Here is a 15,131-nt window from a genome sequence, read left to right as displayed (position 1 = left end):
ATATAGCATATAGGGAGGAAAAGGAAAATGAGCAAAAAACCAACAGTTCTTATGATCCTTGACGGATACGGATTGAATGAAAGTGTAAAAGGAAATGCGGTGGCAGAAGCGAAGACGCCGGTCATGGACCGGCTGATGCAGGAGTATCCATTTGTAAAAGGAAATGCCAGCGGCATGGCAGTCGGACTTCCGGAGGGCCAGATGGGCAATTCCGAGGTGGGACATCTGAATATGGGCGCAGGACGCATTGTATATCAGGATCTGACAAAGATTACAAAAGCGATTCAGGATGGTGATTTCTTTGAAAACAAGGCGCTTCTTGCCGCCTGTGAGAACGCAAAAGCCAACGATTCCTCCCTGCATTTGATGGGACTGGTCTCTGACGGTGGTGTTCACAGTCATAACGAGCACATTTACGGACTGCTGGAACTGGCAAAGAGACAGGGCCTTTCCAGGGTTTATGTACATTGCTTCCTGGACGGCAGAGATACGCCTCCGGCTTCCGGAAAAGAATATGTAGAGCAGCTGGAAGCAAAGATGCAGGAAATCGGCGTGGGCCAGGTGGCCACTGTTATGGGCCGGTATTACGCTATGGACCGGGACAATCGCTGGGACCGTGTGGAGAAGGCGTATCGAGCGCTGGTATATGGGGAAGGTGAAAAAGCGGCGAGCGGTCCGGAAGGCATTCAGACCTCCTATGACAAAGACACTACCGATGAATTTGTGCTGCCAACTGTGGTGGAAAAAGACGGGCATCCGGTGGCAACCATAAAGAACAATGATTCCATCATTTTCTTTAACTTCCGTCCGGACCGGGCAAGAGAGATCACCCGCACTTTCTGCGAGGACGACTTCAGCGGATTTGACAGAGGAGAAAGAATAAAGACCACTTATGTATGCTTTACTGAATACGATGTGACGATCCCGAATAAACAGATCGCATTTGTGAAAGAAGAGATTACCAATACATTTGGAGAATATCTGGCGGCTCATGGTCTGAAACAGGCAAGGATCGCCGAGACAGAAAAGTACGCGCATGTCACCTTCTTCTTTAACGGCGGCGTGGAAGAGCCCAATGCAGGCGAAGACCGCATCCTGGTGAAGTCCCCCAAGGTGGCTACCTACGATCTGAAACCGGAGATGAGCGCTTATGAAGTCTGCGATAAGCTGACCGAAGCCATCCGCTCCGGCAAATACGATGTGATCATCATCAACTTTGCAAACCCGGATATGGTCGGCCATACCGGCGTAGAAGCCGCTGCCATCAAAGCTATAGAGGCTGTAGACGAATGCGTTGGAAAAGCCGTAGAAGCCATCAAAGAAACAGACGGCCAGATGTTCCTCTGCGCGGATCACGGAAATGCAGAGCAGCTGATCGATGAAGAGACCGGCGAGCCCTTCACTGCACACACCACCAATCCGGTGCCGTTCATCCTGATCAACGCCGATCCCAAATATCAATTAAGAGAAGGCGGCTGCCTGGCGGACATCGCCCCCACGCTGATCGAGCTGATGGGCATGGAGCAGCCGAAAGAAATGACAGGAAAATCACTGCTGCGGTAACAATTTGGGACGTAGACCTTTTGCAAAGGTCTACGTCCCAAATTGCGTTTCAGGGTGTCCCAAATTGAATTTCAGGGTGTACCCGAATGATTTTTCCGGAATCTGTAGTATAATATCTGTGTGTTTGTGAAGAAATGGAAAGGCAGGAGGAGAGAGTGGAAAAGGCGGGAAATAAAAGTTATGAGTATTGTTTTTTTGATCTGGATGGAACGCTTACGGATTCTTCTTCCGGGATTACCAATGCGGTAAGGTATGCGCTTGATAAATATGGGATCCGGGAGCCGGACCGAAGGAAATTGTACCGGTTTATCGGGCCGCCGCTTACGGAGTCCTTCCGGGAGTTTTATGGGTTTTCCGAGGAGCGGTGTCTGGAGGCTGTCAGGTATTACCGGGAATATTACAGGGACCGGGGCATTTACGAAAACTGTGTTTATGACGGGATGGAAGAGGTGCTGAAAATGCTGAAGCAAGCGGGCAGGCATCTGGTTGTGGCGACTTCTAAGCCGGAGGTGTTCGCAAGACAGATTATCTCTTGTTTCCATCTGGATCCGTATTTTGAATATGTGGCCGGCATGGAGCTGGACGGCGGGAGAGGGACGAAGGCCGAGGTGATCGAATATGCCCTGGAGGCATGCAAGGTGCCGGACCGGGCGAAGGTACTGATGATCGGCGACCGGGAGCATGACGTGCTTGGCGCGAAAAAGGCCGGGATCGACTGCCTGGGTGTACTCTATGGCTTTGGGACAGAGGAGGAGCTTTTGACGGCGGGAGCGTCCGGGATTACGGCTACGGTGGAAGGAATCCTGGAGTATTGTTTATAAAATGGATTTGTTTTTCAGATAGTATTGACAAAAAGAGAAAATATTGTTATGATTTAAAAACAGAACGCACTCTGTTTTTAATCGAAAACAAAGAAAGAGGTGCAGTTATGAAACGAGTTTATTCTTTATTGGTTGATAACAACGCAGGTGTGTTAAGCCGGATCGCCGGTCTGTTCAGCCGCAGAGGCTACAGCATTGACAGTATTACCGCCGGCGTGACCGCGGATCCCAGGTTTACCCGCATTACGATCGTTGCCAGCGGCGATGAGCTGATCTTATCTCAGATTGAGAAGCAGGTCCGCAAGCTGGAGGATGTGATCGAGATCAAGGTTCTGGATCCGGTGGAGTCGGTTTACAGGGAGCTGATCATGGTGAAGATCCGTGCCGATAGAAAGGAACGGGCAGAGATCATCTCTGTGGCGGATATTTTCCGGGCTAAGATCGTGGACGTTGAGCAGGAATCTCTGATCGTAGAGCTTACAGGAACCCAGTCTAAGCTGGAAGCTTTCTTAAATCTTCTGGAGGGTTATGAGATCCTGGAACTTGCCAGAACCGGCATCACAGGACTGAACCGGGGCATCAAGGACGTAACGCTCATCGATCAGGAAGGTAACATCGAAAAGCTTAAAAATTGAACCAAAGATTATTAAATGGAGACAGAATGACAGGTTCTGCCGCTGTTTAACAATACATAATTCATTTTTATATTTATTTAGGAGGAATGATAAAAATGGCAGCAAAACTTTATTATCAGGAAGATTGTAATTTATCCTTACTGGAAGGAAAGAAGATCGCGATCATCGGCTACGGAAGCCAGGGACACGCACATGCGCTGAACTTAAAGGAATCCGGATGCGACGTGATCGTCGGACTGTATGAGGGAAGCAAGTCCTGGGCAAAGGCAGAGGCACAGGGGCTGAAGGTATATACAGCAGCAGAAGCGGCAAAACAGGCAGATATTATCATGATCCTGATCAATGACGAAAAGCAGGCGGCAATGTACAAAAAAGACATTGAGCCAAATCTTGAGGAAGGAAATATGCTGATGTTCGCACACGGCTTCAGCATTCATTTCGGGCAGATCGTACCTCCGGCAAATGTAGACGTGACCATGATCGCTCCGAAGGCTCCGGGCCACACAGTAAGAAGCGAGTACCTTGCAGGAAAAGGAACTCCGTGTCTGGTTGCCGTTGAGCAGGATTACACCGGAAAGGCACTGGACAGAGCCCTGGCTTACGCTCTGGGCATTGGCGGAGCAAGAGCAGGCGTCCTGGAGACCACCTTCCGCACCGAGACAGAGACAGACCTCTTTGGTGAGCAGGCAGTTCTGTGCGGCGGCGTATGCGCTCTGATGAAAGCCGGATTTGAGACTCTGGTAGAAGCAGGATATGACCCGAGAAACGCATACTTTGAGTGCGTACATGAGATGAAACTGATCGTAGATCTGATCTATGAATCCGGATTCGGCGGCATGAGATACTCCATCTCCAACACCGCAGAGTACGGCGATTACATCACAGGACCGAAGATCATCACTGAGGATACCAAGAAAGCAATGAAAAAGATCCTGGCAGACATCCAGGACGGATCCTTTGCAAAAGACTTCCTGCTGGAGATGAGCGACGCCGGCGGAAGAGCACATTTCCGTGCACTTCGGAAACTGGCTGCAGAGCATCAGATGGAAAAGGTAGGAGAGGAAGTAAGAAGCCTTTACAGCTGGAGCGATTCTGCAAAACTGATCAACAACTAGTCAGAACAAAAGACAGAGAAATACAGAGAAACATAGAGAAGTACAGGCGGCGCCGCGGCAGAGAAACTGTTGCGGCGCCGTTTTCTGCGTGATAGAATAAATACAGAAATCTTCGGAACGTATAAAAACTGACAGAAGGAAAAGGAGGAAGAGGGATGAACAGCAGAATCGAAGAAATGGCGGATCTTAGGTCGGCAAAAAATCCGAAGGCCAGGATTAAGATTTTAAAAGGCCACTTTGCCACCAGCAACTCCCATCTTAACACCTACATTGACATGTCTACGGTGAAGACCCGGCACAATAACTCCAGAGAGGCGGCAAAGGTGCTGGCGGAAGAATATCTGACGAATACTTATGTAAATACGATCGTCTGCCTGGACGAGACAGAGGTCATCGGCACCTTTCTGGCAGAACAGCTGGCAGACTCCAACCGGATGTCCCTAAGCGCGGGCAACAACATTTCTGTAGTTACCCCTGAGTACCATTCCATGGGACAGATGCTTTTCCGGGACAATAAACAGCGGATGATCAAAGACCAGCAGGTAATGATCCTGGCAGCGTCTGTGACCACCGGAAAGACGATCCTAAGAGCCATCGAATCTGTCCTCTATTATGGCGGAACTGTCTGCGCGGTCTGCGCCATCTTCAGCGCGGTTACAAAAGTGGCGGGCATGGAGATCAAGACTATATTTACCAGCAGAGATCTGCCGGATTACCGGGCTTACGAGCCTGCAGACTGCCCCATGTGCCAGGAAGGAAGGCGGGTGGAGGCGATTGTCAACAGCTTTGGATACTCCGAGCTGAAATAACGGTAAAGCAGGAAAAATCGTCCTATAATTTACTCAAAAAGAGAGGGCGGTCGACTGCTATGAGCAATGACAAAATTACATCTGAGACACAAAACAACACTGGGGTGCTGGCGGATATTTCCCAAAACTGGCTGGATATGATCCAAAGGCACCTGAAAGAAACTTCTTATATCAAATACAGAAATCTTCTGTACAATCATATTCTCCCGGAACTAGGAACTACCTATCTGTCCGGCCTGTCTACTCTGCAGGTAGAAGCATTTGTCCGGAAAAAATTAAAAGAAGGAAGAAAGGACCAGAGAGGCGGCCTGAAAGAAAAAACCGTCAAAGACATTATCAGTGTACTAAGAGAAATCTGCCTTTACGGCGCAGCCTGCGGCGAAGAGAGTCCCTGCCGTTTTGATCAGATCCGCATGCGTCAGGAAGAGTCCCCGGTGCGGATCCTGAACCGGGCGGAACAGGAGACTCTTGGAAGATTTCTATTAAGAGACGGAAGCCTTACCAAAACAGGCGTTCTATTGAGCCTGTATATGGGCCTGCGACTGGGGGAGGTCTGCGCCCTGAAAAAGGAACACATCCTTTTTGGAGAAAAGGTGGTGCAGGTGCGGATGACCATGCAGCGGATCCAGACCCCGGGAAGTGTCGGTGACAAAAAGACAAAAGTGATCCTGACCACTCCCAAGAGCAGAAAATCATTAAGAGACATTCCTATTCCGCCTATTTTGCAAAAAAGACTGACCGACCTTGGAAATCTGCCGGAACGGGCGTATCTGCTCACTGGAAGCGAGGAACGCTTTATTGAGCCAAGAACTTTGGAAAATATATTCAAGCGGTATTTGAAAGAGTGTCAGATGGAAGAGATCAATTATCATGCCCTGCGGCACACCTTTGCCACCCGCTGTGTCGAGAGGGGATTCGATGTGAAAACATTAAGCGAGATCCTGGGGCACGCCAGTGTAAATATTACGCTGAACCGGTATGTACATTCGTCCATGGAGCGGAAGCGGGAACATATGCAGAAGCTGCAGGAGACATGGTAAAGAGCCTAAAATAGAAAAGGTTTCGTAGAGGAATCAACTCTACGAAACCTTTAATACTATAACACATTAGGTTTTATTATTCAATAGGCAACATATACCAAACTAGCTATATTTGTATAGGTGTCAATGATTGGTAACACTTCACCCCGAAAGGAATGTCAAGGGTAAGGTGGAGATTCCCGCAGGGAATACTACCTGACCTTGACATTCTCTTTGTGATATAATGGTGTGCGGCGGCAGCATCCTTTGCTGTCGCCCTTGTCTGCTTTAAAACATAACTCCCTGATACATTCTTACTATCGTATTCGGACTTCTCATTCCTAAACAGGTTTTGATATAAGTGTTTGATTTCTTCTGATATACGGCTAGCTGTTTTCTCCCATCTTCCAGATTATACATACGCATTTTTTTATAGAACCTTGCTTCATCTGTTCGATGCTGCCGTTCCACTTTCCCGTTGTGTCGCGGAGTTGCGATCTGAATCCGGTGATACAGGATTTCCAACTCCTTAAGTGCCTCTTCAAACATTGTTAAATGCGTACTTTTAATTACCAACAGCCGATTGGTGAACTCCGATCCGTTATCCGTCTGCACTTCCCGGATTGGAAAAGGGGCATGTTTGATTAGCTTCACCAGGAAATCTCTGGAACTATAGGTACTGTGTTCATCATACATTTCCCGATAAGTCCATCTGCTACATTCGTCTACCGCTGTATATTGATAGTATTTCCTGCCATCTGTCACGCAATAGGAAGGAACATACTTCACATCTATCTGTATTTTCTGCCCTGGGTAATCTGCACGCTGATAAGGCTTGATCTTTCGTTTCTTTTTCTTCTTTTTCACTGGTTTCAAGGCTTTCAGCCGGGCAGCGACTCGTTTAAATCCCCCGTAGCTGCGCCTATACCCATCTTTTTCTACCAGTTCCTGATATGCCAGGATCAGGTCTGTCCATTTATATTTTTTTAGGCGGCGCCGGATTTGCCGTAGTTCCAGCTCTGTATGACTTTTTGGCGATGTTTTAGGCCTGTGGCTACGATCTTCCAGACTGGCTGTTGTCCCATCGTATCGAGAAAGCCATTTGTAGACCGTTTTTCGGCTTACTTTATAACGGATCGCCGTTTCTGTTACAGAATGATTCTGAGCATATTTAACAATACGTTGACGCTGATATTTGGGGTGTGATAAACTCGACATACAAGGATTCTCCTTTTGATCGGACTATTGGTTTCTCGACAATTCCAATATATCACATCAAGGTGGGTCCTTGTTTTTATTTTGTTACCTATCTATTGTACCCCAACACAACATATACCAAACTAGCTATATTCTACAACAAAAATCTCAAAAAATCTGTTTGTTTCTATAAATAATCCCTTTGTTTTTCGGTGATTCTTACAAAAAACACCCTTGTTTTTTCGTAGAGTTGATTCCTCTACGAAAAAAACAGGGGTGATTTTGATGTGGTGTGTTATGAAATGTCTTCCCGGAGAAGCGCAGAAAGTCATGGAATCCTGCAAGGCAAATCTGTCCAGGCAGGCATTGCAGGATGTTTTTATGTTCACTTGCGAACGAATGAAGCGATATCAGGGAAGCTGGCACCTGGAGACCCGGCAGATGTTTCCGGACTGTCTGTTTCTCGAGACGGAAGATCCGGAGCAACTGGCCAGAGAACTGGAGCCTTACCGGGCGTATGCCTGTGCAGGCGGGAAACGAGAGATGCTTCAAAGTGTCCCGCCGGAGGCGGAAGATTTTCTGCGGCGTCTCTGTGGAGATGCACATCACCTGCCTATGTCCAGCGGCTATATCCGGGACGGGATCACCCATGTAAGCAGCGGCCCTTTGGTGGGTATGGAGCGCAGGATCCGAAAGATTGACCGGCATAAACGGCTGGCGGATATCGCAGCTCCGCTGCATGGGATGGAAGCGCCTGTGCAGGCCGGGCTTGAGATCATTTCCAAGAGCTGACAAACGACATCCAGGGGAAAGACGAGAAAAATACGTTCAGAAAAACACAAAGATCAGGACCATTGCCTGTGGTCTGTGCCATGGGTGACGGGGATATTTGTAAGAGTGGATGCGAAAGAAGATCCGGGGAAAACCGCGGAATGGCGAAGCGCACCCAAAAAGGAGACGAGAAACGTGTGGTATGTGATCCAGATTCAGACAGGCAGAGAAGAAAAGGTGCTGGAGATGATCCGAACCGTGATCCCCAGAGAGCTGTATGAAGAATGTTTTTACATCCGAAGGGAATGTGCCCGGAAGGAAGGAAACGTCTGGCGGATCCAGGAAGCGCCTTTGTTTCCCGGATATCTGTTTGCAGACACCAGAGACCCGCAAGGGTTGTACGTTATGCTAAGGCAGGTGCCGAAGCTGACAAAGCTACTGAAAGAGGATCAGGTCTTTCTTGGCGTGTCGGAAGAAGAGCAGGAATTTCTGGAAGAAATCCAGAGCGAAGGTCATGTGGTAAAAAGATCCCTGGTCAGGCTCAATGAAGAAAAAGAGATCATCTGGGCGGACGGAGCTGTGGGACGGTATTTTGACCATATCGTCAGACAGCGGATACGAAAGCGGTATGTGCTGATCGAGAAAGAGCTGCTGGGAGAAAAAAGGAAGATTCTGTTTGGGATCAGAACAGAAGAAGATGAGCTGGCGAAAAAATAACCGCCGGCTTTTTTATATGAAAAAAAGTGAGGAAAAGGGTTATGAATATATCATTTTCACCGCCGGATATCACAGAGGCGGAAATAGAAGAAGTAGCAGAAGCGCTTCGCTCCGGCTGGATCACAACCGGGCCGAAAACAAAGGAACTGGAACGGCAGGTGGCTGATTTCTGCGGCGTTCGTCGTGCAGTATGCCTGAATTCACAGACGGCTTGTGCAGAGATGACATTAAGGTTATTGGGAATCGGCGAAGGGGATGAAGTAATTACCTGCGCCTATACATATACGGCCAGCGCTTCGGTGGTATGTCACGTTGGTGCAAAACTGATCATGGTCGATACACAGAAAGATTCTCTGGAAATGGATTATGAGCAGATGGAAGCAGCCATTACAGAAAAGACAAAGGCGATTATTCCCGTAGATTTGGGCGGAATTCCCTGTGATTATGACCGGATATATGAGATTGTCCAGCGAAAGAAAGGACTTTTTCATGCGGCCAATCCCATCCAGAAAGCCATCGGACGGGTAATCATTGTGGCGGATGCAGCGCATGCGTTCGGCGCAACCTGGCATGGCAAACCGGCAGGAAGTATCGCGGACTTTAGTAATTTCAGTTTTCATGCAGTGAAGAACTTCACGACTGCGGAAGGCGGAGCCGTAACATGGCGGGAGATTGAAGGTATCGACAGTGAAGAGATTTATCGCCGGTATCAGCTATTGTCCCTGCATGGACAATCTAAGGACGCACTGGCCAAGACTCAGCTCGGGGCCTGGGAATATGACATCATCGGACCCTGGTACAAATGCAATATGACGGATGTGGCAGCAGCGATTGGTCTGGCGCAAATGAGACGTTACCCGGATCTGCTGGCAAGAAGAAAAGAAATCATTGGGAAATATGACGCGGCTTTCCGCCCGTTGGGTGTGGAAGTACTGGATCATTATAACGAAGAGCATCAGTCATCGGGGCACTTGTATCTTACAAGAGTACCAGGGATTACGCCGGAACAGAGACAGGAAATGATTGTAAAAATGGCAGAGGCAGGAATTGCCTGCAATGTGCATTATAAACCCATGCCCATGATGACAGCGTATAGGAAGATGGGATTTGATATCAAAGATTATCCGAATGCATATCAGAAATTTGCCAATGAGATCACATTGCCGCTGCATACAAAATTAACAGATGAGGAAGTAGAGTATGTGGTGGAAGTGGGAACAGCGATTTATAGGCAGTATCTGTAGAATAGTAAATATATAATATTTGTTACAAAATAGGAGATAAAATCATGAAAACGATTTTGTGTCTCGGAGCATCAATTATGCAGGTTGAGGCAATAAAAAAAGCAAAGGAGATAGGATACCGTATTATTGCAGTTGATTATGATAAAAAAGCGCTAGGTAAAGATCTGGCAGACGAATTTTATGAAGTTAGTACGATTGATACAAATGCTGTATTAGAAGTGGCGAAAAAATGCAAAATTGATGGAGTTGTGACAGTTGCAACTGATATGCCGGTTAGAACAGCAGCAGTGCTATCTGAAAAATTAGGAATTCCAGGATTAACACAAGATGTTGCGATTAAAGCAACGGATAAAATTGAAATGATTAAAAGTTTTAGTGAGAATAAAGTTCCTTCTCCTGCGTTTTGGATAGTCGAGTGTTATGAGGACTTTATGAATCAAAAAGAGGAGTTTACATATCCTGTTATCTTTAAACCACAAGAAAATTCGGGGAGCAGAGGGGTAATTCTTGTAAATAAAGCAGAAGAAGCAGAACATGCTTATGAATATGCAAAAAAGTTTAGTAAAACAGGGAAAATTCTTGTAGAAGAATATCTGGAAGGACCAGAAGTAAGCGTAGAAGTGATTTGCGAAAATGGGAAGGTTCATATTCTTGCCATTACGGACAAATTGACAACAGGGGCTCCTTTTTTTGTGGAAATGGGACATTGCCAACCATCTGCTCTGGATGTAGAAATTCAAAACAAAATTAAAAATGTAGCTGCCCAGGCAATTCGCGCAATTGGAATTCAGAATGGGCCAGTACATGTAGAAATGAAGATACCAGAAGGAATTCCAAAGATGATTGAATTAGGGGCGAGAATGGGTGGTGATTTTATTACGACTCATTTGGTGCCGTTGTCTACAGGAATAGATATGATGAAATTAGTAATACAGAATGCCTGTGGAGAAAGGTTAGATATTCCACAAAAACAGAATTATGGAAGTGCAATTAGATTTTTCACAGGGAAAGCAGGAGAATTAAAAGACGTATCAGGAATAGAAAGAGCACTTTCAATAAAGGGCGTTAAAGAGGTTTTACGATTTAAGGATGATGGAAGTAGGATTACAAATGTTCACAATAGCCTTGATCGGATAGGGTGTGTAATTGCACAGGGAGAAAGTAACAAAGATGCAATAATGAATTGTGAAAAAGCGCTAGAAGAAATTAAAGTCAATGTATCATAAATCAGTTCAGTTAATATTTCTTTTGCCGAAGAAATAATTTAGGGGGAAATAGAGGGAAAATGTACAAGAAATGTTTTAAGAGATTATTGGATATTATGTTTTCTGTTATTTTAATGCCTATAGTCGGATTGAGCATTTTGATATTAGGTCCATTGATATATTTAGAAGATCGGGGAAGCGTTTTTTACAAGGCGAAAAGGAGAGGGTATAAAGGCAATGTGTTTGAAATGCTTAAGTTTCGTTCTATGAAGATGAATGCTCCTGATATACGAAATGCAGATAACTCAACATTTAATTCACCAGATGATACTCGTGTCACAAAGATAGGAAAAGTATTACGAAAAACATCTATTGATGAATTGCCGCAGGTGATTAATATTCTGAAGGGGGATATGTCATTTATCGGACCACGACCAGATACAGCAGATAAACAGTTACAAGATTTATCCAGTGTTCAGATACAAAGGCTTGAAGTTAGACCAGGCTTAACAGGATATTCGCAGGCTTTTTTTAGAAATTCAATAGATACAAAGACTAGACTGAAATATGATGCAGAATATGCAAGAAAAGTAAGTCTAAGAATGGATTTGGTTATTTTTATTAAAACAATAGATACAGTTTTGCGAAGGAAAAATGTATATAAAAATAGTGGAAGTGGAGAATAAAACGTGGATAAACATATAAAGAATCAGCTTAAAGGGAAACGTCTTCTTCTTTTGGGTGGAAGTTTATGGAAAGACGCAATAAAGAAGATTGCAGATGAATATGAGATTGTATTGGTGGCAACGGGGAATTCACAAAATGCAGGTATTTTTGAGATTGCTTCTGAACAATATCAGGTTAATTCGACTGATGCAGAAGAGATGAAAAAATTAATAATCGAAAAAAAGATAGATGGCGTGTATATGGGGGGAAATGAAGCAGTTATATCTGCGGCTTGTGTATACTTAAATGAATTAGGACTACCTTGTTATTGTAAAAAGAATCAATGGGATGCCTTACAGGATAAACGAATCTTTAAAGAATTATGTATTAGACATAATCTGCCGTGTGTTCCCGAAGTGAAGCTGGAGCAGGTGTGTGAGGAAAATGTTGAATTTCCCGTTATAACTAAACCAGCAGACGGTTGTGGAAGCAGTGGGTTCAAAGTATGTCATAATGCTAAAGAATTAAAAGAAGGAATTACTAAAGCAAGAACAAATTCTCCGACAAAACAGGTTATTGTAGAAAAATTTGTCAAGAATGATGGGGTAGTAGTATTTTATACGATATCTAAAGGAAAGCTTTATTTTTCGGGTTTGGAAGATAAATATCCTGTTCGTTACAAAGAGCATGGAAGCTATGTGGGAGGATTATTTGTTTTTGAAAGTAGCTTAAAAGAGATATTTCGTGAAAAATTTGAAAAGAATATTTCTGATTTAGTCGCTGATTTGGGGATTAAGGAAGGTAGTTTTTGGATTGAAGTATTTTACGACGGATCAGATTTTTATTTTAATGAAGCAGGATATCGTTATGGCGGTTCAGCATCTATTTATCCGATTAATTATATGTATGGGATTAATCAAGTTGCAGCAGATATCTTTTACGCATTAACAGGAAAGAGCGAGATAAAAAATTTTATTTCTATCATACCTGAAAAAGTAATGAAAAAGAAATATTATGCAGTATATCCACTTTATTCGAGAGCTGGTAAAGTTTCAGAAATCAGTGGATATCTAACTTTGCAAAAATCTCCAGAAATTGTAACAGTAATTTCAAAAATTAGTTTGCAAGATGAGATTAAGGAGTCAGGAACATTTTCTCAAGCTGTTACGCTTATACATTTTGTGTTTGATGATATAAACGAATTACAAGGTACTATTGAAAAAATACATAATGTGTATAAAGTCTTAGATCAAGATGGTAACAATATGATTGAGAGAATGTTAAACATAAAAAATGTTTCACTGAAATAGAAAGGGATTAGTAATATGAACAAGAGTAATTTTTTATATTTGTCATCTTCGGAAGTTCATTCGGTTTTGGAGGATGATTATCAGTTGGTGCTCGATTCAGTGGAAGATTCGATAAAAATGATGAATGAGGGAACAACTATTCAACCAGACAAAAATTCTCAAATATTTGATACAACATATCAGAATCGGATAAATTGTATGTCAGCCACCTTGAGAAAGACTGACACATGCGGAATGAAATGGGTGTCGGTTTTCCCGGAAAACAAGAAGAAGGGAATTGAAAATGTTGAAGGGTTTGTTTTGCTTTCTGAAATTAACACAGGAAAATTAAAGTGTGCAATGAACGCTACGGAGCTTACGAGTCTTAGAACGGCAGGGGTTGGCGCTGTTGCAGCTAAGTATTTGGCAAAAAAGAATTCTGAAACTATTGGATTTATAGGAGCAGGGGAAGAAGCAAAGGCACATTTTAAATTAATAAAATTTATTAATAAAAATATAAAAAGATGTTTTGTTTCTTCGAGAACTTGTAACAGTGTAAAACAGTTTATTGATGAATTTCAAAAAAAATATCCAGATGTTGTGTTTGTTGATTGTGGAAATAATTTTGAGAACGCAGTGAAAAGTGCGGATATCATTGTTACAGCAATCAGTTCTCAAGAGCAGGTGTTAAAGGCAAAATGGATTAAAGAAGGGGCACTGTATATTCATGTTGCCGGAATTGAAGATGAATATGCTGTGGCAAAAAAAGCTTCGAAAATTGTTTGTGATTGTTGGGAATGTGTTAAACATCGAAGTCAAACGATCGTTCAGATGTATAAAGACGGAGAATTGACGGATAATGACATATACGCAGATATTGCGAAAATCATTACCGGAGAAAAAGCGGGACGAGAATCAGATGCTGAATTTATTTATTTTAATTCGGTAGGACTTGCTGTTGAAGATATTTTATTTGCTAATCGAATCTACGAAAGGGCTATAAAGTTAGGGGCAGGGCAATGGATTGAAAAGTAGGAGGAGGATTTGTGATGAACGAACATCAAAGATTGATGGGGTATACGACAAGTAATGGCATACAATATATCATTTTACATATAAAAAAATACAATCTACTAATGAAGACATTTATTTCATCAGATCTTAAGTTCTATCAGAAAGCTATGATTTCTTTCGATTTTGCATGGTCTGTTTTTCGATATGGAGTTGGAATAAACGACTATTTTCAATACAATTTTTATCGTCGAAAAGCCGTAGATCGTAAAAGTTTTATTGTGGCAAGGAATAGAAAGCAAATTATAAAGATATTTAACGGTTCTATAAAGCAGCCGGATTTTGATGATAAATGTAGATTCAATAAAATATTCAATAACTACTTGGGAAGAAGTTGGATAGATTTAGATGAATGTTCGGAAAAAGAATTCAATGAATTTGTCATGAAAAATGATACGTTTATGGCAAAAATTAAAGAAGGAAGTGGCGGTAATGGAATAGAATTAATTTCTGCTGACGGACATGATTTATCCAAGTTATATAAAGAATGTAAAAGAAAACATATAATTGCAGAAGAGATTATTCATCAGCATAAAGAGATGGGAAAATTTAATCCCAAATCAGTAAATACTTTACGAGTAATAACTCTTGTTTTACCAAATAATGAAGTGAAAATTATGGATGCGGTGTTCAGATGCGGAAATGGAGAAAAGTGCACAGATAATTTTCATCATTTTGGAATGGCTGCGATTATTGATCCGGAAACAGGGGTTGTAATTACTCCCGCAGTAGATAAGTTGAATCGCAAATTTTATATTCATCCAAAATCGCATGAACAGATTATAGGCTTTAATATTCCTTTTTGGAATCAGGTTGTAGATGTTGTGAAAAAAGCTGCAATGGTTAGAAAGAATGTTAAGTTTGTTGGGTGGGATATAGCCATAAAGGATAGTGGAGAGATTTGCATCGTAGAGGGGAATTGCACTGCAGATCCGGATATTACCCAGATGCCTGATCAAGTTGGAAAATGGTATAAATATAAAAAAGTGTTAGAAGAGGTCAAATAAAT

General features: G+C 43.3%; 15 protein-coding genes. 14 read left to right on the top strand and 1 reads right to left on the bottom strand.

The window, feature by feature from the left end:
* The first annotated feature begins 27 nt into the window (after nt 1-27).
* The 6 genes from gpmI (at nt 28) to ABGT54_RS08330 (ending at nt 5,983) form a co-directional block, all read left to right on the top strand.
* On the top strand, nt 28-1,563 hold the full coding sequence (gene gpmI / locus ABGT54_RS08355; protein ID WP_346663667.1) for a 2,3-bisphosphoglycerate-independent phosphoglycerate mutase: 1,536 nt from the start codon (nt 28-30) through the stop codon (nt 1,561-1,563).
* 155 nt (nt 1,564-1,718) lie between these two features.
* Entirely contained in the window at nt 1,719-2,384 is a 666-nt protein-coding gene (locus ABGT54_RS08350) for an HAD-IA family hydrolase (RefSeq protein WP_346663666.1), read from the top strand.
* Nucleotides 2,385-2,491: 107 nt separating this feature from the next.
* Nucleotides 2,492-3,019 carry an acetolactate synthase small subunit gene (gene ilvN, locus ABGT54_RS08345; protein WP_346663665.1) on the top strand — a complete coding sequence of 176 codons (528 nt, stop codon included), beginning with the start codon at nt 2,492-2,494 and terminating at the stop codon, nt 3,017-3,019.
* A 95-nt stretch (nt 3,020-3,114) separates the two neighbouring features.
* On the top strand, nt 3,115-4,134 hold the full coding sequence (ilvC, locus tag ABGT54_RS08340; protein WP_346663664.1) for a ketol-acid reductoisomerase: 1,020 nt from the start codon (nt 3,115-3,117) through the stop codon (nt 4,132-4,134).
* Nucleotides 4,135-4,289: 155 nt separating this feature from the next.
* Entirely contained in the window at nt 4,290-4,943 is a 654-nt protein-coding gene (locus ABGT54_RS08335) for an orotate phosphoribosyltransferase (protein ID WP_346663663.1), read from the top strand.
* A 59-nt stretch (nt 4,944-5,002) separates the two neighbouring features.
* Entirely contained in the window at nt 5,003-5,983 is a 981-nt protein-coding gene (locus ABGT54_RS08330; protein ID WP_346663662.1) for a tyrosine-type recombinase/integrase, read from the top strand.
* A gap of 267 nt (nt 5,984-6,250) precedes the next feature.
* On the opposite strand, the gene ABGT54_RS08325 is transcribed toward ABGT54_RS08330, so the two are convergent.
* Nucleotides 6,251-7,180: a DDE-type integrase/transposase/recombinase gene (locus tag ABGT54_RS08325; protein ID WP_346662884.1), complete on the bottom strand. Its 930-nt coding sequence runs from the start codon at nt 7,178-7,180 to the stop codon at nt 6,251-6,253.
* A 264-nt stretch (nt 7,181-7,444) separates the two neighbouring features.
* Between ABGT54_RS08325 and ABGT54_RS08320 the strand changes: the two genes are divergently transcribed.
* The 8 genes from ABGT54_RS08320 (at nt 7,445) to ABGT54_RS08285 (ending at nt 15,129) form a co-directional block, all read left to right on the top strand.
* Complete coding sequence (locus ABGT54_RS08320) at nt 7,445-7,951, top strand: hypothetical protein (protein ID WP_346663661.1); 507 nt, start codon at nt 7,445-7,447, stop codon at nt 7,949-7,951.
* A gap of 174 nt (nt 7,952-8,125) precedes the next feature.
* Nucleotides 8,126-8,647, top strand: a complete 522-nt coding sequence (locus ABGT54_RS08315) for a transcription termination/antitermination NusG family protein (protein ID WP_346663660.1) — start codon at nt 8,126-8,128, stop codon at nt 8,645-8,647.
* Between the two features lie 41 nt (nt 8,648-8,688).
* Nucleotides 8,689-9,891, top strand: a complete 1,203-nt coding sequence (locus ABGT54_RS08310; RefSeq protein WP_346663659.1) for a DegT/DnrJ/EryC1/StrS family aminotransferase — start codon at nt 8,689-8,691, stop codon at nt 9,889-9,891.
* Between the two features lie 44 nt (nt 9,892-9,935).
* Nucleotides 9,936-11,117: an ATP-grasp domain-containing protein gene (locus tag ABGT54_RS08305; protein ID WP_346663658.1), complete on the top strand. Its 1,182-nt coding sequence runs from the start codon at nt 9,936-9,938 to the stop codon at nt 11,115-11,117.
* Between the two features lie 59 nt (nt 11,118-11,176).
* A complete protein-coding gene (locus tag ABGT54_RS08300) occupies nt 11,177-11,782 on the top strand; it encodes a sugar transferase (protein ID WP_346663657.1) in 606 nt (201 codons plus the stop codon).
* A gap of 3 nt (nt 11,783-11,785) precedes the next feature.
* Entirely contained in the window at nt 11,786-13,072 is a 1,287-nt protein-coding gene (locus tag ABGT54_RS08295) for an ATP-grasp domain-containing protein (protein WP_346663656.1), read from the top strand.
* 15 nt (nt 13,073-13,087) lie between these two features.
* Nucleotides 13,088-14,086, top strand: a complete 999-nt coding sequence (locus ABGT54_RS08290) for an ornithine cyclodeaminase family protein (RefSeq protein ID WP_346663655.1) — start codon at nt 13,088-13,090, stop codon at nt 14,084-14,086.
* A gap of 14 nt (nt 14,087-14,100) precedes the next feature.
* Nucleotides 14,101-15,129 carry a sugar-transfer associated ATP-grasp domain-containing protein gene (locus ABGT54_RS08285; RefSeq protein ID WP_346663654.1) on the top strand — a complete coding sequence of 343 codons (1,029 nt, stop codon included), beginning with the start codon at nt 14,101-14,103 and terminating at the stop codon, nt 15,127-15,129.
* Nucleotides 15,130-15,131: the final 2 nt, after the last annotated feature.

Source organism: uncultured Merdimonas sp. (assembly GCF_963929015.1).
Taxonomy (GTDB): Bacteria; Bacillota; Clostridia; order Lachnospirales; family Lachnospiraceae; genus Merdimonas.
This window is presented reverse-complemented; position numbering and strand designations above follow the sequence as displayed.

What these genes read in the sequence shown, in the direction of transcription:
- gpmI (WP_346663667.1), top strand. Translation starts at nt 28, where the DNA reads ATGAGCAAAAAACCAACAGTTCTTATGATCCTTGACGGATACGGATTG.
- ilvN (WP_346663665.1), top strand. Translation starts at nt 2,492, where the DNA reads ATGAAACGAGTTTATTCTTTATTGGTTGATAACAACGCAGGTGTGTTA.
- ilvC (WP_346663664.1), top strand. Translation starts at nt 3,115, where the DNA reads ATGGCAGCAAAACTTTATTATCAGGAAGATTGTAATTTATCCTTACTG.
- ABGT54_RS08335 (WP_346663663.1), top strand. Translation starts at nt 4,290, where the DNA reads ATGAACAGCAGAATCGAAGAAATGGCGGATCTTAGGTCGGCAAAAAAT.
- ABGT54_RS08330 (WP_346663662.1), top strand. Translation starts at nt 5,003, where the DNA reads ATGAGCAATGACAAAATTACATCTGAGACACAAAACAACACTGGGGTG.
- ABGT54_RS08325 (WP_346662884.1), bottom strand. Translation starts at nt 7,180, where the DNA reads ATGTCGAGTTTATCACACCCCAAATATCAGCGTCAACGTATTGTTAAA.
- ABGT54_RS08320 (WP_346663661.1), top strand. Translation starts at nt 7,445, where the DNA reads ATGTGGTGTGTTATGAAATGTCTTCCCGGAGAAGCGCAGAAAGTCATG.
- ABGT54_RS08310 (WP_346663659.1), top strand. Translation starts at nt 8,689, where the DNA reads ATGAATATATCATTTTCACCGCCGGATATCACAGAGGCGGAAATAGAA.
- ABGT54_RS08305 (WP_346663658.1), top strand. Translation starts at nt 9,936, where the DNA reads ATGAAAACGATTTTGTGTCTCGGAGCATCAATTATGCAGGTTGAGGCA.
- ABGT54_RS08300 (WP_346663657.1), top strand. Translation starts at nt 11,177, where the DNA reads ATGTACAAGAAATGTTTTAAGAGATTATTGGATATTATGTTTTCTGTT.
- ABGT54_RS08290 (WP_346663655.1), top strand. Translation starts at nt 13,088, where the DNA reads ATGAACAAGAGTAATTTTTTATATTTGTCATCTTCGGAAGTTCATTCG.
- ABGT54_RS08285 (WP_346663654.1), top strand. Translation starts at nt 14,101, where the DNA reads ATGAACGAACATCAAAGATTGATGGGGTATACGACAAGTAATGGCATA.